The sequence below is a fragment of the Prauserella salsuginis genome (assembly GCF_024648885.1).
GTDB lineage: Bacteria > Actinomycetota > Actinomycetes > Mycobacteriales > Pseudonocardiaceae > Prauserella > Prauserella salsuginis.
The window spans coordinates 57,434-78,996 of record NZ_JANBBF010000012.1 but is presented as its reverse complement, the minus strand read 5'-3'; the positions used below and the strand labels follow the sequence as shown (position 1 = coordinate 78,996).

Below are 21,563 nucleotides of genomic sequence, written 5' to 3'. Positions count from 1 at the left end.
TCTACCCACTTCCACCAGGAGCACGAACCATGTTCGACGCAGTTCTCGTAGCCAACCGTGGGGAGATCGCGGTCCGCGTGATCGCGACCCTCAAGAGACTCGGTATCCGCAGCATTGCCGTCTACTCGGAAGCCGATCAGGATGCCATGCATGTGAAGCTTGCCGACACGGCGGTATGTGTCGGTCAACCCCCGGCAGCTGGATCATATCTCAATATCGACGCCATCCTGGATGCCGCCGATCGTGCCGGTGCAGACGCGATCCACCCCGGTTACGGGTTCCTGGCGGAGAATGCCAAGTTCGCTCAGGCCGTCGCTGACAGGGGCCTCGCTTTCGTCGGGCCCAGTCCCCAGGTGATCTCCGAGATGGGTTCGAAGATCAATGCACGGCGAATCATGGCCGACGCAGGAGTACCGACGGTACCCGGACTACTGGAACCGGTCGACTCAGCGGACGCGGCCCTGGCTTCAGCGGACGGAATCGGCTATCCGGTCGCCGTCAAGGCTTCGGGCGCCGGTGGGGGCAAGGGGTTCCGGATAGCCCACAACCCCGATGAACTTCCTGCAGCGTTCCACGGAGCGCAAAGCGAGGGCGAGCGGTTCTTCAACGACAGCACCGTGTACTTGGAGCGCTACCTCGCCGATCCGCGACACGTCGAAGTGCAGGTTCTCGGCGACACGCTCGGCAACGTCGTACATCTCTATGACCGCGATTGCACGATCCAACGTCGGCACCAGAAGCTCGTCGAGGAGGCGCCGACGCCCACGATCGACGAGGACTTCAGGCGACGGATCTGCGCGCAAGCCATGGATGCAGCGCGGGCGATCGGCTACGTCGGCGCGGGAACGGTCGAAGGCCTCGTGACCGGCTCCCGGAGCGGCGAACCGGAGTTCTTCTTCCTCGAGATGAACACGCGCATCCAGGTCGAGCACGGGATCACGGAGATGATCACCGGTGTCGACATCGTCGAACAGCAACTCCGCGCTGCGGCGGGTCAACCGCTCTCGGTGGAGCAGGACGAGGTACGGATCGACGGACACGCAATCGAGGTCCGGATCAATGCCGAGAACGCTGCGAAAGGTTTCCTCCCCTCGGCAGGCACGATCACACGCTACAAGGAGCCCACAGGCGCCGGTGTCCGTGTCGACTCCGGGGTCCGCGAGGGTACGGCGATCCTGCCTCACTACGACTCGCTTCTGGCCAAGGTCCTCGTCCATGGCGCAACCCGCGAGGACGCCACGGCGCGGATGCGCAGGGCCCTCGACGAGTTCGTGCTCGAAGGTCCCAAGGCGACGCTGTTGCCGTTCCACCGAGCTTTACTGGCTACGGACGAGTGGGCGAACGCGGGTACAGCCCGCGAGATCACGGCGGATCCACGAACCTTCATGGCGCAGGCCGGCACCACGCAATCGGAGACGCCATCGCCAACGGGGAGTGCGTCGGCATGACTGGAGGGTTCGAGTTCGATCACCTCAGTATCGGGGTCCGCTGGCCACTGGCCGCGGCCCGCATGCTCAGGCGCGACCTCGGAGCCGAGCCTCTCGTCGGAGGCGTGTTACCGCAGTTCCGCTACGTACTCATGCATCTCGGCGACGTGTCGGATGGCCATGTCCGCGGAGGCCGGCTGGAACTCATTTCGACCCCGACCGACCCAGCGGAGGACCTCCGCCGGGCGGCTGCTGCCTGCCCTGGGACCTCCGCGAGCACAGGATCCGGGTTCATGGAACGTTTCCTCGACCACCACGGCGAGGCGGCACACCACATCACCTTTAACGTCCCGAACCTGGCAAGGGTGCGCTCGCGACTGCGGGAGGCCGGTTTCCGGACTGTCCGCGAAGATCTCGACTTTCCGGATTGGCAGGAACTGTTCCTCCCTCCGGACCATGTCCATGGGCTGCTCATTCAGATCGCCTCGACGCCCAACCCGATCCGTACGGAAGCACTCGTCGGCACCCGCGATCGGAACTGGTCCGCTTTGCCCAACAACCGCGGTGCCAGAGACCCCGGATGGTGGGAATCGCTGTGGGAAACCGCCCCAGCATGCGCCGACCCAGCTGACCGTCACAACGCAGCTCTCGGACCTGTCGTGATCGGAACCCGGGACCCGGCATCCTCGGACCTTCTCTTCCGGCAGATTCTGCATGGCATCCCGGAGGCCTGTTCCGAGGTTGCGCGCCTTCTGCCGTCACATGGCTGGGCGCGGAAGTACACCTGGCGGACCGGAGCGATCATCGTCGTCGAAGGCGCGCCCGGTGTCCACGGTGCCCTGATCACACAGCCGGAATCGCGATCGGAGCCGACACGCCAGCAAGTCGGAAACGTACGGTTGACCACTCATGTGGAGGACCTGATGAGCATGCCAAACGAGGTAGCGCCTCAGAACTGCCCACCGGACTCTAAACTGGTCCAACGGCTGGATGATCACCCCCATGTCGCACACGTGGTCATCAACCGGCCCGACGTTCGCAACGCGATCAACAGCGCTGTGGCTCGGCAACTCGCCGACGAGTTCCGCCGTTGCGACGAAGATCCGAACGTGCGTGTCATAGTCCTCTCCGGTTCGCCGCTCCCGGACGGGCGCGGCGCATTCAGCGCAGGTCTCGATCTCAAGGCCTTCGCCGCGACCGGTGATGTCGGCGAGACCCCGGACCGAGGGTTCGCCGGTCTGGCACGACATCCTCCCACCACTCCGATCATCGCCGCCGTGGAAGGTTTCGCTGTCGCCGGTGGATTCGAGATCGCTCTCGCCTGCGACATGGTCGTCGCCGCCGAGGACGCTCGCTTCGGCCTACCCGAGGTGTCCCGCGGCCTCGTCGCGGACGGTGGCTCGCTTCTCCGGCTACCCGAACGTATCCCGGCCGCACTTGCCATGGAGCTCGCACTGTCGGGGGAGGACATTCCCGCGGTGACATTGGAGCGGCTCGGAATTGTCAACCGCGTCGTTCCGTCCGGTGAAGCAGTCCAGGTGGCCCACGAGCTCGCCGCCTCGATTGCTCGAAACGCACCACTTGCCCTGACGGCGACAAAACGCATATTGTCGCGACACTCCGCCGCGACGTGCGACGAAGCATGGGCGGAGCAACAAAGAATCGCTACGCCTGTATGGCGCTCCGCGGACGCCCACGAAGGCGCCACGGCCTTTGCCGAGAAACGAGACCCCAAGTTTCTCGGCAAGTAACCGGCCACGAATCCAATCTAGCTGATTTCTCATCCCACCCCACCCGAGAGGCAACGATGCCGTCGACAGAATCCGGAACAACGCGAAAGGCAGGCCTGTTCAAACGAGTTTTCCTCGCAGGCCTCGTATTCCAGTCAGTGGCCATCGGCGGCGCATACGCCACCGGCCGCGAGACGGTGGAGTACGCAGCACAGTTCGGAACCATGGGCTGGATGTCGGTAGCCGCAACCTTCATAATCCTGGCAACCTTCGCATACCTTGTTTTCGAACTTTCCCGAAGGTATCGCACGTTCGACTATCGCAGCCTGGTAAAACTACTCATCGGCCCGTTCTACTGGCTTTACGACCTCTTGCATCTCATGCTGAGCGTGACGATCATCGGTGTGCTGATCAGCGCCGCAGGAAGCATCATGGCGGACACGCTCGGGGTTCCCCCATGGCTGACCTCCGCCGCACTTGTCACCACCGTCGCAGTGGTGCTGTTCTTCGGACAATCGTTGATGGAGCGATTCAACTCGACCGGAACAATCCTGCTGACACTCGGGTACCTCATTTTCTCTGCCCTCGTTCTATCACTCAAAGGCGACGACCTGGTCGCCACCTTCAGCAACAACGCCCCACCGATCGACCCCGCTGCAACATCGTGGACCTCGATATCGTCAGGCCTCATCTATGGTGCCTTATACCTGTGCATCTTCCCTGCGGCCATGCCTGTGATGCGCTATGCGAAATCACACAAGGATTCCTTCTGGTCGGCATTCAACCTCGGCTGGCTCATCGCTATTCCGCTTTTCCTCACCTACTTGGCCGTCATGGCGTTCTATCCTTCCACTGCCGTACTCGAGTCAGATATCCCGTGGCTCACGATGCTATCCAATTACGGAACCTGGGTAGTCGTTGTATTCGGCATCCTGGTCGGTTGGACGCTGCTCGCGACGGCCGTGGGACTCGTTCAAGGCGCACTCAACCGGATCAATGCCAACCTCGAGGATATCGGCCGCAACCCGATGACGCGTCGGACGAACAGTATCGCCGCGGCCGTCACGCTGATCGTTGCGATCATCATCAGCCAAATCGGCGTCATCGACCTCGTGGCACAGGGCTACACCGCCGGCGCATGGGGAATGCTGATCGTTTTCGGACTGCCACTCATGACCCGTGGCGTTTGGCTGATCATCAAGGGCACGCCGCACAGCGGCACTGCCACGAGATCGAATGCTGAGGAGTCTCAAACGCCCGACGCGACGGGAGCGGAAGCGGGCGGTACAACGAAACAGACCTGACAAGGCGCGCCGGATAGCGTATTGCCCACTCTTGACGGGCCGAATTCGACCCTCGACACAGCTCGGCTATCCTGGCATTAAGGTGCTGCGCCTAACGACCGTCGAAGAGGGTGCCGGAACTATGCCGAAGATCGTCGACCACGAACAGCGTCGGAACGAGATTTGCGACGCGGTGTTGACACTCGTAGCCGAGGGCGGAACCCGTTCGGTAACCAAGCGGGCCGCTGCAGAACGTGCTCAGTGGTCAACTGGCGCCGTTAACCACTATTTCCAGAATCGGGATACCCTGATGCTTGGCGCCTTTCGACGAGCGGCGCACTTGCAAGGAAAGGAACTGACGCGGATACTGCACGATTCAGGCCTGTCCCCACTCGAGCGACTCCACGCTACTATCGAGGCTACGTTGCCTCTCGACGAGCGACGGGTGGCGCTGACGAGGATCTTCCTCGAGTACTACGCGGAGACGCACTCCGCCGAAGAAACACACGACGAAGTCGTGAGCTACCTGCGAAATTGGCGGAGCTTCGTCACTCGCATCATCGACGAATGCAAGGATGACGGATCGATCGTGTCCACGCGAGACTCGAAAAGCTTGGCGATCGAGCTCGTGGCACTAACCGACGGACTGGCCATGCATGCGTTGCTCGATCCAGATGTTCTGTCACCACTCGTAGACGGAAAGACCCTCACAATCAGTTTTATCGACGACACGTGGGGGCCCATCCAGCTGACTGAGTTCTGATTAGCATGGCCCTATCTCTTCGCTACAGATCCGCGCCACCTCTCTCTCCACATGCCACGAGGTCGTGGCGACCGGTTCTGACGAAAGCTTCAGGCGGTCGATGGCCGACCGTGCGCCTCAGCGTGCGCTCGCCGCCCCATGACGACCACCGAAGGGAAACCGGGAGGGCCGGCGTGGCACGCCGTCGGCTAGGGGCGGGGCGCGCACCTAAGGGTGCGGGCCCCGCCCCTAGCCGCTTAGATCCAGTGTTGCGCCGTACGATGTGCCAGCATCTTGCGGAACTGCCGGGTGGTAGTGGGGAAGAGCTCACCGGTCCCCCAATCGACGACCACCCCGTATTGCCGAACAAGGTCCAGCATGGACAGCTCACCGGAGCGGTACCTCGCGGCGACGTCCTCGGGGTCGGCCTGCAGCCACGCCTTCCGGTTCCTGCGAATCTCGTCTCTGGCGAGTTCGGTTGCCGCTTGATCGAGCTCGTAGTGGTCAATCTCGGGGTCCACCGCGTGTACCACGACGCCGTAGTCCCGCTGCGCCCGCTCCACCGACACGTAGCCGTCGACCACGTCCTCCAACACTTGCGAGGGGTCCCGCTCCAGCGGATCTCCATAGCCACCACCGCCGGCCGACGGGCGACCGAAAGTGTCCCCGGATTCCACGGACACACCGGCGAAAACCGAACCGAGAAACCGTTCTTCCGGGGTGTTCTCGTTCATCCACACACCGTGCGGGATCGACGGGAGTCCGCCCTCGATTCCCCACGTAACCGATCGCGCACGGTCGCAACAGTAGGACATCACCGTCTTGTGGCAGTCGGTCAGCGTTCCGCCTTTGCGAACCCCGGATCCGCCCCTGTTCCTGCCAGGACCAGCCGAGTCGGTGATGAGCTCGTGCGCCGTGGTCAGCACCGGGTTCAGCCGTTCCTGACCCTCGAGCGGCTGTACCGCGAGACCGACCCCGAAGATCGGCGATGTGGCACCGGATCCGTCCCGGTCGCTTCGGCCACCCCAGCCGCCTGCCATCCAGTCGTACCACATGAAGTAGTCACGCTCGGCGGTCCGCGCGTCGTGCCCGCCGATGAGGAGATACTCCAGGTTGTACGAGCACGCCATCGCCCGCTCCGGAACGATCCGCGACCACAGCTCGAAGCCGGCGTTCATGATCTTCTCGTAGGGCCCTGAACAGAATCCGGTGACAGCGTGCGGCCAGCCGGCGTTGACCACCGTCCCTTCCGGGCCGATATCGACGTCGATGGCGTTGTAAAAGCCGGAGTTGAGCGGAACATCCGGGAAGAAGGTCTTGGTACCGGCGATGATGCCGGAGAACGCGGTCCCGTATCCGGCGTTAAGGAAACTGGCCACCGCCGCGGCACTGCCGCTGAGGTCGTAGCTGACCTGATCGCCCGCGATCGTCAGCCGGACCTGCACGGGCACGAGCCCTTCACCGTGCGCAGGATCGAAGTCGATGTAGTCCCGGGTGGTCCAGGTGCCGTCCGGCAGCTCGGCGACCCTGGTGCGCACGATTCGTTCCACGTAGTCCTGCACCTCTTGCAATGCCTCGACCACGTCGTGCTTGCCGTACTTTCCGACCAGCCGGTGCATCTCCCGTTCACACACGCCGGTCGCCTCTGCCTGAGCATGCAGGTCGCCGAGGCTGATATCCGGCGATCTCGTGTTCGACACGAGCAGCTTGGCGACGTCCGCGATCAGTTCACCGCCGCGCCACACCCGCAGCGGTGTGATCCGCAGCCCCTCACTGAAGTGCGTCGTAGCGTTGACGTCGAACGACCCGGGCACATTGCCGCCGATGTCGGCCCAGTGTCCCTTGTTCTGCGCGAACGCGATCAGCTCACCGTCGGCGAAGATCGGCCGGATGAAGCTGACATCGTTGAGGTGAGTCCCGCCCATGTACGGGCAGTTCACCGCGAACACGTCTCCCGGATTGATGTCCGAGCCGAATTCCTCCAGCACCGCCTTGCACTGGAAGTGCAGCGTGCCGACGTGCGCGGCGAGGTCCTGGCTTCCCTGCATCACCGTGTTGCCCTGCGCGTCGCACAACGCGGATGAGAAGTCCCGTGCGTAGATGACGAACGAATAGCAGGTGCGCAGGATCTGCTCGGACATCAGGTCCACCGAGGTGGCGAAGGCGTTCTTGAGCACTTCGAAGGTGACAGGGTCCAGCTCTCGCCCCTGCGCCGCCGCGCGGGCCGTGGTTGTGTCGCTCATCGGGAGGCCTCCGAGACGTGGATGCGGATGTTCAGCCACTCGTCGATCACCGCGGGAGTTCCCGGTGGGATGACCGTCGTGGAGTCGAGCTGCTCGACCACCGCGGGACCGGGGATGCGGGTTCCGGCCACCAGCTGCTCACGGTCGTATACCGGGGTGTCGACCCTGCCCTCGCACTCCTCGAAGTACGTGCGTCGGTGTGCGATCGGCTCCGGTGGGTCCTGTTCGACCTTGTCACGACGTGGGAACGAGGGTTTCGGAGTCGTTCCGGTCGCGCGGAGCAACAGCTGATACAGCTCGACCGGCGTATCGTCCCTACGGAACGAGTACTCTCGCTCGTGCTGCTCGTGGAATTGCTCGACCGCCTCGGCCAGTGCCTCCGGTCCGGACGAGATCGGCACGGTCAGCGAGCGCCACTGCCCCGAGTACCGCATGCTGATGGACCGCTCCAGCAGCATGTCGGATTCGGACGCTCCCTCACGCCGCAGTCGCTCCGTGGCGTCGGATTCGAGTTTGCCGAACTCCGACTCCAACTCGTCCACCTCTGCGGTGGACGACTCGGCCTGGAACATGGTGGTCAGGTCGTGGCGAATGTCGACCAGCAAGCAGCCCTGCGCGGAGGTGATGCCCGGGTGACGCGGGACCACGACCACCGGGATGGACAGCTCTTTGGCCAGCGCCGCCCCATGCAGGCCACCAGCCCCGCCGAAGACCACGAGCGCGAAATCTCGCGGGTCGTAGCCGCGCCGGATGGAGATTAGGCGCACGGCGTCGGCCATGTTCGCGTTCGCGACCTGGAGCACGTCGCTGGCTGCCTCGTCCAGCTCGAGGCCGAGCGGCTCGGCGATCTGACCGGCGATGGCGTTCTCGGCAGCCGTACGGTCCAGGCTCATGGCACCGCCCACCAACTCGGTGCCGAGGCGGTCGAGCACGAGGCTGGCGTCGGTGTTCGTCGGTTCCTTGCCGCCCAGCTGGTAACAGGCCGGGCCGGGGTCGGCGCCCGCCGAGGCCGGCCCATTGCGCAACGAACCCGCCTCGTCAAGCCAGGCGAGTGAGCCACCGCCCGCGCCGATGGTGAGCACCTCGATGCTCGGGAAGCAGATCGGGAAACCGTACTCGACGTGCCATTCCTTGGTCCGCCGGATCTCATTGTTGTGCACGAGCGAGATGTCGGTGCTCGTGCCGCCCATGTCCAGGCCGATCGCGTTGCCGTAGCCGCACCGCTCGGCCAGATCGCGCACCGCGATCGCACCCGCGGCGATGCCTGACGCGGCCAAGCGCACCGGGTAACGCTGCGCCATCGTCGGTGTCATCGAACCGCCGCCGGAGTGCAGCAACAACAGATCTCCGTCGTAACCGCCGCCGGAGAGCTCGCCCTCGAGCTCGTTGACGTAGCCGCTCACCAGGGGGCCCAGGACGGTGTTGGCGACCGTTGTCGAGAACCTGTCGTACTCGAAGATCTCCGGCAGGATCTCGCTGGAGGTGGACACCGAAACACCCGGCAGTTCCTCAGCGAGGATCTCCTTCATCCGCTGCTCGTGGCCCGCATTGGCGTAGGAATTGATGAACCCGATCGCAACCGTCTCGACACCCTTGCGCCGCAACACGCGTGCGACCTGCCGGGCTTCGTTCTCGTCCAGCGGCGTCACCACGTCACCGACGTAGTTCACCCGCTCCGTGACCTCGTATCGGTCGCGACGCCGGATGTAGGGCGGACCGACATCCTTGTACGCATCCCATAGGTCGGACTTCGTGCCGTTGCGGATCTCCAGCACGTCCCGGAAGCCACGAGTGGTCACCATGGCTGCCTTCGGGAACCGCCTGGTGATCAACGCGTTGGTGGCGACCGTGGTGCCATGTGAGAACAGTGCCACCTGGCTGAGGTCCACGTTCGCGGCGCGAATGCCTTCCAGTACCGCACGCATCGGGTTGTCCGGCGTCGACGACACCTTGGCGACCGTCGTTGACGCAGTGTCGGTGTCGAACACGCACACATCGGTGAACGTCCCGCCGACGTCCACTGCCACTCGGTGTTTTCGCACGTCAGTACCTCTTCGTTGGTTGCTTCACCGACACACGATGAGGTCCACGTCACACTGGCACAATTGTGTGAGGTGAGAACAACGAGGTTGGAGACTGTGGACGCACACAAACGACGCGACGATGCGCCGGCGCCGGACGGCCATTTCCGCCTGGTGGATCTCCTGGCCGAACAGCAGCTCGGCCTCAAGCTGGTTACCGACGGTGACCCCGACACCCCGATCTACGGCGCGCACCCGATCGAGATCGAAAACCCGTCCCGCTGGATGAAGCCGGGATGGCTGATGCTCACCACCGGAGCCCGGTTCGGCGGCCCGGTCAGCACTGCCGACCAGCAACGCGACCTGGTCAGAGAACTGCACTCGAGCGGCATGGCGGCGTTGGGGTTCGGAATCGGGTTGTCCATGGACACGGTCCCGACCGCGCTCCTCGACGAGGCGCACCGCTGCGACTTCCCGGTGCTGTCCGTGCCGCTGCAGACTCCGTTCCTGGAAATCATCGACGTGGTGAACCGGGCGACCCTCACGAAGGACGTCTACCTGCTCCGCCGCACGATCAGCATTCAGGACTACCTGCTCGAATCGCTTGCCGAGCAAGACGCTCCGGCTGCTCTGGTCCACCGACTGGCCGAGCTGCTCCGCGGCACCGTGGTTCTCTACGACCAGTCCGGCACCGTCGTGGCATCCTCCGGGGTGGGCCCGACTCAGATCATCCGCGCGGAGATCGCCGGGAATCCCACCCAACGCAGACGATTCACGATCGGCCGATGGCACGTCGTCGCCGATCCGATCCGCACCGACACCGTGCTGCACTGGCTGGCCGTGGCGTCGCGCCGACGCTCAGTATCCGAAGATCTGGCCGAACCTGCGTTGGAGGCGGCACGGCGACTGATCGCGATGATCGTGCGGTCCCGCGAATCGGTCGCCGTGGAAAGTCGCTTGCGTCGAGCAGAGTTGATCCGCCTGGTGGTGGCCGGCAAACCGTCCGATACCCAGTACATCTGGGATCGCTTGGAAATGCACAGGTTTCCACGGGGCGGCGAGATGCGTCTGCTGGCACTGACGGACACGAGCTGGGACCACTCGGACGACGAGCGGCTCAGCGATGTGGAACGCCTCGAACAAGCGGCACCGATGGAGCGGGCGGCGCTCGATACCGATGTGCGGTTGCTGCTCGGGGGCCACGCCTCGCAGATCGTGGGGCTGGTCGAGGCGGACGAGGCCGCGCTGCATCAGTGGCTCGACGCGCTGCCGGACACCGTGCACTGTGGGATGAGCGAGCCGTTCACCGACCTCACCGTCGGCCCCGGCCGGCTACGGGAGGCCGAGCTGGCCCTCGCCTCAGCCCTTCGCGGTGGGCGGCCCGTACTCCGGTTCGAGCAGATCGGCCTCGTCGACTGGCTGGTCGCAGGCCAGGATGCGGCGTCGGTGCGTGAGAAGGCACGCCGAATACTCGCCCCGATCGCCGAGAACGAGGCGCTCATGGAAGCGATCAACGCGTACTTCAACTGCGACTGCGACATGCAACGGACCGCGCGCAAACTCGCCCTGCACCCGAACTCCGTGCGCTACCGCCTCAAGCGCGCCGGCACCGCGATCGGCTACGACCTCCGTTCCCTGACTGACCTTGCCGAACTGTCGTTGACCATCCGGCTGCTACGCAAGTAGCAGACCAACCCGCACCACAGCCTCACCCGACCCCGGACCCGGCACCACGATCGCTTCCAACGACACGGGCTCGCCCTTGCCCAACGCGACAACCCCGCGAACCCTCTGCGGCATCAAGACAAGCAACACCACGGAGGTGTGGGCGCGGCCAGGGCAAGCGCGCCCACACCCGGTTCTCATGAAAGCGTTCAGCCGGCAACCATGCTCGTTGCATTCCGGTCAGCACCCTCGGGGTTTTCCGCCGAGCCGGCGTCGGCGGTAGGTGGACCTCCCGCGAACTGCGCGACGTGGTCGGCCAGCGTGAGCTTGCTCGGGGTGCCGTAGGTGAAGTAGGTCTCGAACGGCAGCTTCGCTCCGCCGATGGCCAACCCGGTGTCGATGTCGGACATCTGCCAGGTCCTGGTTTCCCAATCGGGCTCGAGGGAGAGCACGCCCGTGTCGCCGAACAGCTCGATGCGGTTGCCGCCCGGTTCGAAGACGTAGAGGAACGAGCCCTGGGTAATGCCGTGCTTGTCTGGGCCGGTCTCGATCTGGATGTCGTACTCGCGGAACATCTCCGCGGCATCGATGTTGTGCTGCGGAATGCCGTAGTACATCGCCACGTGGTGCAGGCGTCCTCGCTCGCCGAGGATGTCGCGCATGCACGCGACTTCGTGGCCGAGGATGTTCGAGCTCATCCACGCACCGATCTCGACCTCTCCATCGACGACGCGCTCGGTCGTGCGGAACCCGAGGTGCCGCTCGAAGGAGTCCTTGACCGACGTGACGTCGCTGGCCATCAGGTTGATGTGGTCGATGCGCTTGACCGGCAAGCCCTGCAGCGGCTTCTTGGAGGGCCTGCTGAGGATCTTGCTCTGCAGTTCCGGCGGCGCCTGGTACTTCTCCGCCTCCCACAGCAGGGACAAGTTGTGTCCGTCGGGCGACTGGAAGTGCAGGGTCTTGCCGTAGCCGAACTCGTCCTCGGACCAGGAGAGCTCGACGTTGGTGTCCTTCAGCGCCTTCGCTCGGCGCTCCAGAGCCTCAGGCGAACTCGTGCGAAGCGCTGCGTGCCCGAGCCCCGCACTGCGCGCCTCGGTGATCTTGATGCTCCACTGGTACGGGTCCTCGTAGGCCCGCAGGTACACCGACTGGCCGTCGCGCTTGGTCTCGTACATCCCCAGCAGCTTGGTGAAGAACCACAGCGTGCCGTCGGGGTCCGGCGTGAAAAGCTCGGTTCGCGCGAGATGCGCCACCTCGAAGCGAGGCATGGTTTCACTCATCGTTCTCTCCTCAGAACGTTGCGCGGGCACGGACACCACCGCGGAAGCGCGTTCGATCGATGCGCCACAAGCTGGCACAGGCCTGCGCGGTCCGCTACGACCGTCCGGCCACCCCGGACAGCGGCACCGACCGACCATCGCGCTTTCGACAGTCAGGAACAGCGCGTCCGAAACCGAACACGAGTCGCGCAGGTCAGCCAAGCCCGCAACCATGCCTGGCGAACGACTCGTCGCCGATATCGGAACCGACCTCGCCGGGCGCGTTCAGCTGGTTCCGCATTGCCGGAGCCCACCCCTGCACAGCCCGCAATGCGCCTACTTTCCGAGGCAAGGGACCAAGTCGCGGTCCGGAACAGGAAGTGGTGACGATGACTGCGCGAGTGCAGGCAGCGATCGTCGGGTCCGGCAACATCGGAACCGACCTGCTCTACAAGCTCAAACGATCAAAGCTCGTCGAGCCCCGCTACATGATCGGCATCGACCCCGACAGCGAGGGCCTCAAGCGGGCAGCGGAGATGGGTCTGGAGGCGTCGGCCGAAGGCGTGGATTGGCTGCTCGCCCGGCCGGAACTGCCACACATCGTTCTCGAGGCAACCTCGGCGAAGGTGCACGCAGCCGCCGCTCCCCGCTACGCCGAGGCCGGAATCCGAGCCATCGACCTCACCCCGGCGTCGGTCGGGCCTCACGTGGTCCCCGCAGTGAACCTCGACGAGCACATCGACGCGCCGAACATGAACATGGTCAGCTGCGCCGGCCAGGCGACCATCCCGATCCTCTGGGCGATCAACCACGTCGCGGACGCCTCCTACGGCGAGATCGTCGCCGCGATCGCCAGCGCCAGCGCAGGGCCGGGAACCCGGCAGAACCTGAGCGAGTTCAGCGAGAAAACCGGAAACGCGCTCTCGGCTGTCGCCGGTGCCGACCAAGCCAAGGCGATCTCGGTGATCAATCCTGCCGAACCACCGATGATCATGCGCGACACGGTCTACGCCAAGGTCCGCAACCCCGATCCCTCCCGCATCGAGCAGGCGGTTCGGGACATGGTCGCCGAGGTCCAGAAGTACGTGCCGGGTTACCGGCTGCGCTTCGTCGAGGTCGACGGCGACCAGGCCACGGTCATGCTCGAGGTCGAGGGCGCGGGTGATTTTCTGCCCGCCTACGCGGGAAATCTCGACATCATCACCGCTGCCGCCATGCAGGTGGCCGAGGCGGTCGCGAGCACGAGCCTCAAGAACGGAGCCGCCGCATGAGCATCCGCAAGCCGAACGCCCGTCCCAAAGTCACCCTCGTCGACACCAGTCTGCGCGATGGCATGAGCAGCGTGTCGCACATGTTCACCCCGCAGCAGGTCGCCGAGGTCTCGAAAGGACTGGACAAGGCGGGCATATCCACGATCGAAGTCGCGCACGGCATCGGACTCGGTGCCTCGTCCATCCAGTACGGCTTCGCCGCCGCCACAGACCCCGAGTACGTCCGCGCCGCGGTCGAGGCCACTTCGCAGGCCGACATCGCCGTGCTCTACGTACCCGGCATCGCGACTCTGGCGGAGTTGCAGGGGGCCATCGACGCGGGCGCCAGGACCGTTCGCGTGGCGGTGCACTGCACCGAGGCCGACTGCGCCGAGCAGCCCATCGTCTGGGCTCGTGAGCAGGGCATGCGCGTGATGAGCTTCCTGATGATGAGCCACAAGCTCGAGCCGCAGGCACTGGCCGAGCAGGCCGCCAAACTCGACTCCTACGGCGCCCAGGTCATCTACGTGGTGGATTCCGCCGGGGCGATGGTGCCCGACGGGGCCGGGGCTCGGGTGGCCGCGCTGCGCGAGGCGGTCAGCGCCGAGCTCGGATTCCACGCGCACAACAACCTCGGTGTGGGCATTGCCAACGCCCTGACCGCCGCGGACGAAGGCGCCACGCACATCGACGGCTCGCTGCGCGGCCTCGGTGCGAGCGCGGGCAACGCCCAGACCGAAGTGCTGGCCGCGGCCTTCGAGCGCGCCGGCTACGACACCGGGGTAGACCTCTTCCCCTTGATCGACACCGCGGAGCACGTGGTCGCTCCGCTGATGAAGGAACCGCAGATCGTCGACGAGACAGCACTGATCCTCGGATACGCCGGTGTCTACTCGACCTTCTTCCACCCGACCAAGCGCGCAGCCAACAAGTACGGGGTCAAGGAGCGCGACATCCTCATGGAGCTCGGGCGTCGAGGTGTGATCGGCGGCCAGGAAGACATGATCATCGATGTGGCTGCGGAGCTGGCCGGTCGCGGTGAGCACGCACGCTTGTCCGGGGCGGTGAGTACCTGATGAAGACTGCACCAGATGGGACGAGGTCCGTCCGGCACCTGATCGGTGGCGAGTGGGTGGACGCTTCCGACGGGAACACCTTCGAAACCCGCGACCCGCACGACCAGACGCTGCTGGGAACTGTCGCCCGGGGCACGGCCGAGGACGGCATCCGGGCGGTCACCGCCGCTCGCCGGGCGTTCGACGAGGGGCCGTGGCCGAGGATGACGCCCAAGGAACGGGCCCGGACCCTGCACGACGTCGCCGACGCTGTCGACTCCCATCGGGCCGAACTCGCGCTCCTGGAGACTTGGGACGGCGGCAAGGTCCTCAACCACATGCTGCACGCGGAGACACCCCGGGTGGCGCACAACCTGCGGTTCTTCGCCGATTACGCGGCCATGGCACCCAACGAGGCCTACCCCGACGGGTCCCTGCTGTCGTACGTGCTGACGCCACCCGCCGGCGTCGTCTCGGCGATCAGCCCGTGGAATGCGCCGCTGATGCTGGCGTCGTGGAAGTTCGCGCCTGCACTGGCCTTCGGCAACACCGTCGTGCTCAAACCGGCGCCGCAGACGCCGCTGTCGGCGGCCCGCTTCGCCGAGCTCGCGCTCGAGGCCGGTCTTCCGGAAGGCGTGCTCAACGTCGTCCAGGGCTACGGTGGCGACGAGGTGGCCGGTCCCCTCACCGCGGATCCGCGGGTCGACCGGATCACCTTCACCGGCTCGACGACGACAGGCCGCAAGATCCTTGCGGCGGCCGCTGCGAACCTCACGCCCGTGTCAGCTGAACTGGGCGGGAAGTCGGCCAACGTCGTCTTCGACGACGCCGACATCGAGGTCGCCACCGATGTCGCGATCAAGGGGGTCTTCGCCGGCAGCGGTCAGGTGTGCCTCGCCGGATCGCGGCTGCTCGTCCAGCGAGGCATCCTCGACGACTTCCTCGCGCGGTTCACCGAGAAGGCACAGGCGCTCAAGGTGGGCGACCCGAAGGAGCCGGACACCAACCTCGGCCCGCTCATCGAGGGGCCGCACCTGGACAAGGTCCACGGCTACGTCGAGCTGGCGCAGACCGAAGGCGGCAAGATCATCACTGGGGGTGCGCGGCTCACCGATGATGCCCTCGCCAATGGGTTCTACTACTCCCCGACCGTAATCACGGGCCTCACCAACGAAACCCGGACGGCGCGAGAGGAGATCTTCGGGCCGGTGGAAACGGTGATCCCCTTCGACACGGAGGAGGAAGCGCTGGCCATCGCCAACGACAGTCCCTACGGCCTGGCGGGAATCCTGTGCACGCAGAACCTCGACCGCGCCCACCGGCTCGCGGCCCAGTGGAAGGCCGGCATGGTGTGGCTCAACTGCTTCTTCGAGCGGGACCTGCGACTGCCTTTCGGCGGCGAGGGTGCCAGCGGCGTCGGACGTGAGGGCGGCCAGTACTCCCGCGAGTTCTTCACCAATCCGCGTGCGGTCACCATGCGCATGCACAGCTGAACTCCACAACGAGTGAGGTCCCGGTTCCGTGGAACCGGGACCTCACTCGTTGCCTGGATGGCGCGCCACCCCACGAGCCTCATGTCAGGTTGCCCGCGATGCTGGTCGGCTCGCCCGCTGTGAACAACTCGCACCTCGATGGTCTGATCCCGGACGTGATGGTGCATTGGACGCTCCCTCAACGCCGGTGCGGATGCTCCGCCCTCCCGGTGATACTGCCGCACTGGAAATGGCGACCGTAGTCGTCGGACCCGGTGAGCGCGGGCTGGCACGGGTGTGGTTCTGGTTCGCCGAACCCGCCAGGAGGTTGCCACCAGCGGTGACGACCAGCCGCGGATCCGGTGCCCCGTGCTGGACGAGCGTTCCCTAGCTCCTCAGCCGCGGCTGCCAGCAGTCTGCTGAGCCGACCGCGACAACGCCGTCCGCGCCCACGACCGCCAACTCGACTCGCAGAGAACGCCGGCAGAGCGCACGATCGCCCGCCCCGCTGAGCCACTCCACCGATGGAGCGGCACCCAAGATCACCACGGCGCGTGCAGCGGCGAGTTGCTCTCGCGCTTCCCGCGCGACCATCTCCCGACCGGTGTGCTGGCTCGTCCCGCCGGTGCCGTGCGTCGAATCGTGGTTCGGCACGGCTCCAGCCACAGCGAGGTCTAGCACGGCCAGCGACCCGGAGACCGGCGTCCGGCTCGCCTGCGCGTGGGAGGCAACCCTGCGCCGACCGCGCGCCCCAGCGGAACCAACCTCAGGCAAGGAGTCGGCATGCGGCACCCGGTGGCGACGATCAGGCCGTCGCAGGCGAGCTTCTCACTCGTGGCGAGGCGTACCCCGCGCTTCCCGGTGTCCAGACCGACCGCGGTCACGCCGAACCGCCTGACACCCGACAACTCGTTCGCACCGGCGGGCGTCGGGTCCAGGCGGGCGGCGTCGACGACGGTCACTTCGCCGGCGAAGCCCTGCGCTCGCAGCTGCCCAACGGCCTCAGCACCGGCACGGCTCGCTCCGACCACGACGATCCGCTCATACCTGGAGTCCGGCTGCGCACCGCTTCTTCTCCCGTCCGTCATGCGACTCATCGGGGGCCGGAGATCAGGCCTTGGGCACCGTGTAGCGGGAGTCGAGCTTGCGACGGTAGTCGATGAACGCCTTGTTCTTGTTGACCATCAAGGCACCGACCAGGTCGTCGCCGTTGTGCCCCTCGAAGACCAGCTGACCGGCCTCGGGATCCTCGTCGACGACGGCGACCTGCTGCGCGCGGGCCCACAGCCCAACGGCCTTGATCTTGGCGTCGTACTGGTCGGACCAGAAGGTCGGCACCGGCGCGTAGTCCTCCGCCGCCGCGGGGTCGAGGAGGTTACGCGCAGCGCGCCGGGCCATGTCGCAGGCGTTGGTCCAGTGCTCGACCCGGATCGCCGCGTCCACGCGTGGATGTGGCCACGTGGCCACGTCGCCGGCCGCAACGATGTCGGTGTGCCCGACGGCGAAGCACCGCTCGTCGCAGAGCACGTTTCCGTCCTCGAGCGCAAGACCCGATCCGGTCAGCCACTCGGTGTTCGGCGTGGATCCGAGGGCGATCAGCACGAGATCAGTGTTGAGACGGGTGCCGTCGGTCAGGTGCACGGCTTCGACGCGCTCAGTTCCCTCGAAGCGGTCCACCTTGGTGTTCAGGTGCAGCTGGACACCGTGCTCGGTGTGCAGCTGGGCGGCCCGCTTGCCGAAGTCCGGTCCGAGCGCGGGCATCGGATGCGGCGCGACGTCGACGAGGGCGACCTGTTCCAGTCCCCGCTTCCGCAAGGTCGCGGCCACCTCGCAGCCGATGAAACCGGCGCCGATGATCACGACGCGAGGGTTCTCCTCCGCGGCCTTGCGGAGTGCGACCGCGTCGTCGAGTCCGCGCAGCACGTGGAATCCCGCCTGCGGTAGCGGCTCGGGCCACTCGCGTGCTCGGCGCCCGGTGGCGATCACCAGGCCGTCATAGGCGAGCTCGCCGCCGTCGGCGAGCTGGACGGTCCGGCCACCGGTGTCGAGCCCGGCGGCCGGACGTCCCAGAACCCACGTCGCGTCGAGGTCGCCGAGGGGGAACGCGCAGTCAGCGGGTTCCATCTCACCGGCGAGGACCTGTTTCGACAGTGGAGGACGGTTGTACGGCAGATGTGTCTCATCACCGACGATGGACAGCTCGCCGTCAAAACCGTTCTCCCGCAGTTCCTGACCGGCTCGCAGCCCGGCGAGGCCGGCTCCGACAACCACGATGCGACGCATGACGGGTCATCCCTCCAGCTGCAGTGCGGCGATCGGGCAGATCTTGACGGCCTCGACGGCCTGCTCCCGCAGACTCTCGTCGGGGTTCTCCTGGAGGAGGACGACCTTTTCCCCGGCGTCGTCCATCTCGAAGATCTCGGGCGCGGCGACGACGCACTCGCCGTGGCCTTCGCACAGTTCGTAGTCGACGATCATCTTCATGGTTCTGGTCCTTCGTGATGAGTGGGTGCGATTCCCGCGCGCCGCGCGGGGTGACAACCGCGGCCCGGAACCGGAATCGCGCGGTTCCCGGCCGCGGCGGTTGTGCCCGATCAGGGCCGGTCGGCAGGGATCGGGTTCTGCGACGGGTCCCAGGTGACCAGGCAGTGCTCAACACCGCGGTGGGAGATGTTCTCGCCGTAGATCCAGGGCTGCCCCTCGACGAGCTGGACGTGCGGCAGGCGGCGCACCAGTTCCTCGAGGATGACCTTCAATTCGAGCCGGGCGAGAGCTTCTCCGATGCAGCGGTGACGGCCCTTACCGAACGCAAGGTGGTGCCGGGCGTTCTTGCGGGAGATGTCGAGCTTGCTCGGGTCGTCGAAAACGTCCTCGTCGTGGTTGGCCGAGTGCAACGCGATCATCACGGTTTCTCCGGCCGGGATCTTCACGCCCTGGATCACCACGTCCTCGGTCGTGGTCCGCCGCCAGTGCGGCACGGGAGTGGCGTACCGGAGGACCTCGTCGATCGCGTGCGGGATCCGCGACGGGTCCTCGCAGAGCATCTCCCACTGGTCGCGGTTCTCCAGCAGGTGCCGGAACGCGTTGCCCGAGGTGTTCGTCGTGGTCTCGTGCCCGGCGAACAGCAGCTGAAGCATGACCGTGTAGGCGTCCTGGATGTCGAACAGGGAGGCGTCTTCCTCCTTGAGGCGCCGGATGTAGTGGCTCATGATGTCGTCGCCGGGGTTGTCCACCAGCTTGTCGACGTGCGCCTTGGCGTACTCCCAGTACTGGGCGATTCCCTTGGCGTCCTCGACCTGCTCCTCGTCGGTCGGGATGCCGAACCCGAATTTTCCGTTTCCCTTCGCGTATTCGCGGATACGTTCCATGTCCTCCGAAGGGACGGCCATAAGCTGGAAGATGACCCAGGCAGGGACCTCGAAGACGTAGTCACCAACCAGGTCGCAATCCCCGCGCTTGACCAGTCCGTCGAGCTTGCGGTTCACCAGATCGCGGATCTGCGGCTCGAACCGGTTGACGACGTCTTCGCCCAGGTACTCGCGCAGAACCTTGCGCTTCACCGTGTGCTCGGGCGGGTCCTCGTCAACGATGGTGTTGTCGACCTTGATCCCGGCATTCATGACGACGTCGAGTGCTTCGGGGCACGGTGGCTTGACCAGGTTGAGCGCGCCCTTGGCGGTGTACTTCTGCGTTCCGACGAGTCGTTCAATCTCATTGATGTCGTCGTACTTGGTGACGACCCAGACGTTGAGTCTGGGGTTGTAGAAGACCGGCTGCTCAGCGCGCGCTCGCGTGTAGTACTCGAGTGCGGTGTGCGGGTTGAGGGGGTCGAAATTCTCCCCGATCTCACCGATCGGGCACTTGTCGACAGTGCTCACGGATACCAGCCCTCCTAGTTGTCGGAACGGGAACGTCTCCCGAAGGTGTCCCGAACAGGTTCGGCCGGAGCGACGGGCGTCACAACGACGTTTCAGCCATATTGGATTGTCGGTTGCACTCAGCCCCGCGTATACGGCTTCCCTGCCCGTTGAGGGCGGGCAAGCCGTATACACACCCGGTCAGCCGGTCACGTCGCGTCCGAAGATCTGCCGGGCGATGACCCACTTCTGGATTTCGTTGGCACCCTCATAGATCTCGCCGATCTTCGCGTCGCGGTAGATCGCTTCCACTGGTCCTGGTGCGTCGTCCGCGCCGCGCTGATAGGTAAAGCCGAATCCGCCGAACGCCTGCACAGCGTCTCGGGCGATATCGCCAGACAGGCGTGTCCCGAAGAGCTTCGCCATCGCTGCCTCTGGCTCGGGGAAAGGGATTCCGGAGTCTAGCCGCCGAGCTGCCTTGAGGTAGAGGTCCCTGGCCGCCTCGAGTTCAGTCGCCCGGTCGGCCATGAGGAACTGCCAGTGCTGATTGGCTGCCAGCGGGCCGCCGAAGGCCTCTCTGGTACGCAGCTGGTGGGCCATGTGGTCGAAGGCGGCTTGGGCCATGCCCACTCCGGCAGCGGCGATGCCGATGCGGCCGTAGGTGAGCGTTTGGAGCGCGATCTTCAGCCCACCGCCCTCCTCGCCGAGGACTGCCTCAGGACCGAGGCGGACGTCGTCGAGAACGACGTCCGCGGTGATCTGCCCCCGGTTGCCGAGTTTGCGGTCCGGCGTGGTGATCGTGACGCCAGGCGTCCCGACCGGGACAATGAACGTCGTCAACCTGTCGCCGGTGCGCGCGAGCACGACGATCATGCCAGCGACGACCGAGTTGGTGATCCACCGCTTCCGTCCGTTGAGGAGCCAACCGTCCCCGTCTCGCACCGCGGTGGTCTGCACTGCCTCCGGCGAGAGGTCGCTCGACGCCGCCGGTTCGCTAGTAGCGAAGGCTCCTACGATCTCACCCCCGACGATCGGCCGAAGCCAGCGGTCACGTTGGTCGGCGCTGCCCTGGTTGAGCGCGTTGCCGGCCAGGATGCAGTGCACGTCGAAGATCGCCGCAACGCTGTTGGAGTAGTAGGCGAGCTCTTCGACGGCCACTGCCGTCGCGGTCGCGGGCTGTTCGAGCCCGTCGCCACCGACATCGGTGCTGAACGGGATCTTGAACAACCCCTCCTCGGCCAGTGCGTCGAAGACGTCACGCGGAAAGCCGTCAGTGCGCTCATCGCCGTTGGCGATGCGTGCTGCCACCGGCGCGACCACGCCACTGGCCATCGTCCGCACCCGCATCCGCACCGAGCGGATCTCCTCCGGAGTCGTCAGGTCGTGGTAGAGCCTGTCCGCCGTGCGCGGGGGTCCGGCCAGACCCTCCTCAGCCGTCGTCGCGTTCTCGTCAACCGCAGTCACTTGATTCTCCTGTCGCACAGTGCCGTCGAGGAGCCGGAGCGCTGGGAACAGCTCCGACCCGTCTAGCAAGGCGTCTGAGAACCGTAACCTCAAGC

At 65.6% G+C, this 21,563-nt stretch carries 15 protein-coding genes; 8 read left to right on the top strand and 7 right to left on the bottom strand.

Features of this window, described 5'->3' with window-relative positions; translation table 11 throughout:
* The first annotated feature begins 29 nt into the window (after nt 1–29).
* The 4 genes from LY40_RS18205 to LY40_RS18190 all read left to right on the top strand — a co-directional run bounded on the left by LY40_RS18205 (nt 30) and on the right by LY40_RS18190 (nt 5,203).
* Entirely contained in the window at nt 30–1,448 is a 1,419-nt protein-coding gene (locus tag LY40_RS18205; RefSeq protein WP_258937548.1) for an acetyl-CoA carboxylase biotin carboxylase subunit, read from the top strand.
* Nucleotides 1,445–3,178, top strand: a complete 1,734-nt coding sequence (locus LY40_RS26190; protein ID WP_372497759.1) for a crotonase/enoyl-CoA hydratase family protein — start codon at nt 1,445–1,447, stop codon at nt 3,176–3,178. The genes LY40_RS18205 and LY40_RS26190 overlap by 4 nt, the downstream gene beginning before the upstream one ends.
* Nucleotides 3,179–3,315: 137 nt before the next feature.
* A complete protein-coding gene (locus tag LY40_RS18195) occupies nt 3,316–4,461 on the top strand; it encodes a YkvI family membrane protein (RefSeq protein WP_258937547.1) in 1,146 nt (381 codons plus the stop codon).
* A 121-nt stretch (nt 4,462–4,582) separates the two neighbouring features.
* Complete coding sequence (locus LY40_RS18190) at nt 4,583–5,203, top strand: TetR/AcrR family transcriptional regulator (RefSeq protein WP_258937546.1); 621 nt, start codon at nt 4,583–4,585, stop codon at nt 5,201–5,203.
* Nucleotides 5,204–5,439: 236 nt separating this feature from the next.
* Here LY40_RS18190 and LY40_RS18185 read toward each other — a convergent pair whose 3' ends face one another.
* Nucleotides 5,440–7,425 (bottom strand): hydantoinase B/oxoprolinase family protein, encoded by a 1,986-nt coding sequence (locus tag LY40_RS18185; RefSeq protein WP_258937545.1) that lies wholly within the window; start codon nt 7,423–7,425, stop codon nt 5,440–5,442.
* Entirely contained in the window at nt 7,422–9,467 is a 2,046-nt protein-coding gene (locus LY40_RS18180) for a hydantoinase/oxoprolinase family protein (RefSeq protein WP_258937544.1), read from the bottom strand. The genes LY40_RS18185 and LY40_RS18180 overlap by 4 nt, the downstream gene beginning before the upstream one ends.
* A 96-nt stretch (nt 9,468–9,563) precedes the next feature.
* Between LY40_RS18180 and LY40_RS18175 the strand changes: the two genes are divergently transcribed.
* Nucleotides 9,564–11,132 (top strand): PucR family transcriptional regulator, encoded by a 1,569-nt coding sequence (locus LY40_RS18175; RefSeq protein WP_258937543.1) that lies wholly within the window; start codon nt 9,564–9,566, stop codon nt 11,130–11,132.
* Nucleotides 11,133–11,320: 188 nt separating this feature from the next.
* On the opposite strand, the gene LY40_RS18170 is transcribed toward LY40_RS18175, so the two are convergent.
* The gene (locus LY40_RS18170) at nt 11,321–12,391 is read right to left on the bottom strand and encodes a VOC family protein (protein WP_258937542.1); all 1,071 of its coding nucleotides are present in this window, start codon (nt 12,389–12,391) and stop codon (nt 11,321–11,323) included.
* Between the two features lie 368 nt (nt 12,392–12,759).
* Here LY40_RS18170 and LY40_RS18165 point away from each other — a divergent pair, with 368 nt between their 5' ends.
* The 3 genes from LY40_RS18165 to LY40_RS18155 are packed head-to-tail and all read left to right on the top strand — an operon-like array spanning nt 12,760 to nt 16,168.
* Nucleotides 12,760–13,641: an acetaldehyde dehydrogenase (acetylating) gene (locus LY40_RS18165; RefSeq protein WP_258937541.1), complete on the top strand. Its 882-nt coding sequence runs from the start codon at nt 12,760–12,762 to the stop codon at nt 13,639–13,641.
* Nucleotides 13,638–14,696: a 4-hydroxy-2-oxovalerate aldolase gene (gene dmpG, locus LY40_RS18160; RefSeq protein ID WP_258937540.1), complete on the top strand. Its 1,059-nt coding sequence runs from the start codon at nt 13,638–13,640 to the stop codon at nt 14,694–14,696. The genes LY40_RS18165 and dmpG overlap by 4 nt, the downstream gene beginning before the upstream one ends.
* A complete protein-coding gene (locus tag LY40_RS18155) occupies nt 14,696–16,168 on the top strand; it encodes an aldehyde dehydrogenase (protein WP_258937539.1) in 1,473 nt (490 codons plus the stop codon). Before dmpG ends, LY40_RS18155 begins: the two co-directional genes overlap by 1 nt.
* A gap of 1,089 nt (nt 16,169–17,257) precedes the next feature.
* Here LY40_RS18155 and LY40_RS18150 read toward each other — a convergent pair.
* The 4 genes from LY40_RS18150 to LY40_RS18135 form a co-directional block, all read right to left on the bottom strand.
* A complete protein-coding gene (locus LY40_RS18150) occupies nt 17,258–18,430 on the bottom strand; it encodes an NAD(P)/FAD-dependent oxidoreductase (RefSeq protein WP_258937538.1) in 1,173 nt (390 codons plus the stop codon).
* A gap of 6 nt (nt 18,431–18,436) precedes the next feature.
* A complete protein-coding gene (locus tag LY40_RS18145) occupies nt 18,437–18,631 on the bottom strand; it encodes a ferredoxin (RefSeq protein ID WP_258937537.1) in 195 nt (64 codons plus the stop codon).
* A gap of 110 nt (nt 18,632–18,741) precedes the next feature.
* A complete protein-coding gene (locus LY40_RS26410) occupies nt 18,742–20,025 on the bottom strand; it encodes a cytochrome P450 (protein ID WP_258937536.1) in 1,284 nt (427 codons plus the stop codon).
* 180 nt (nt 20,026–20,205) lie between these two features.
* The gene (locus tag LY40_RS18135; protein ID WP_258937535.1) at nt 20,206–21,561 is read right to left on the bottom strand and encodes an acyl-CoA dehydrogenase family protein; all 1,356 of its coding nucleotides are present in this window, start codon (nt 21,559–21,561) and stop codon (nt 20,206–20,208) included.
* Nucleotides 21,562–21,563 lie beyond the last annotated feature (2 nt).

Excerpts from the sequence above, each read along its gene's own strand:
- LY40_RS18190 (WP_258937546.1), top strand. The coding sequence starts at position 4,583 with ATGCCGAAGATCGTCGACCACGAACAGCGTCGGAACGAGATTTGCGAC.
- dmpG (WP_258937540.1), top strand. The coding sequence starts at position 13,638 with ATGAGCATCCGCAAGCCGAACGCCCGTCCCAAAGTCACCCTCGTCGAC.
- LY40_RS18170 (WP_258937542.1), bottom strand. The coding sequence starts at position 12,391 with ATGAGTGAAACCATGCCTCGCTTCGAGGTGGCGCATCTCGCGCGAACC.
- LY40_RS18205 (WP_258937548.1), top strand. The coding sequence starts at position 30 with ATGTTCGACGCAGTTCTCGTAGCCAACCGTGGGGAGATCGCGGTCCGC.
- LY40_RS18155 (WP_258937539.1), top strand. The coding sequence starts at position 14,696 with ATGAAGACTGCACCAGATGGGACGAGGTCCGTCCGGCACCTGATCGGT.
- LY40_RS18165 (WP_258937541.1), top strand. The coding sequence starts at position 12,760 with ATGACTGCGCGAGTGCAGGCAGCGATCGTCGGGTCCGGCAACATCGGA.
- LY40_RS26190 (WP_372497759.1), top strand. The coding sequence starts at position 1,445 with ATGACTGGAGGGTTCGAGTTCGATCACCTCAGTATCGGGGTCCGCTGG.
- LY40_RS18145 (WP_258937537.1), bottom strand. The coding sequence starts at position 18,631 with ATGAAGATGATCGTCGACTACGAACTGTGCGAAGGCCACGGCGAGTGC.
- LY40_RS18185 (WP_258937545.1), bottom strand. The coding sequence starts at position 7,425 with ATGAGCGACACAACCACGGCCCGCGCGGCGGCGCAGGGGCGAGAGCTG.
- LY40_RS18150 (WP_258937538.1), bottom strand. The coding sequence starts at position 18,430 with ATGCGTCGCATCGTGGTTGTCGGAGCCGGCCTCGCCGGGCTGCGAGCC.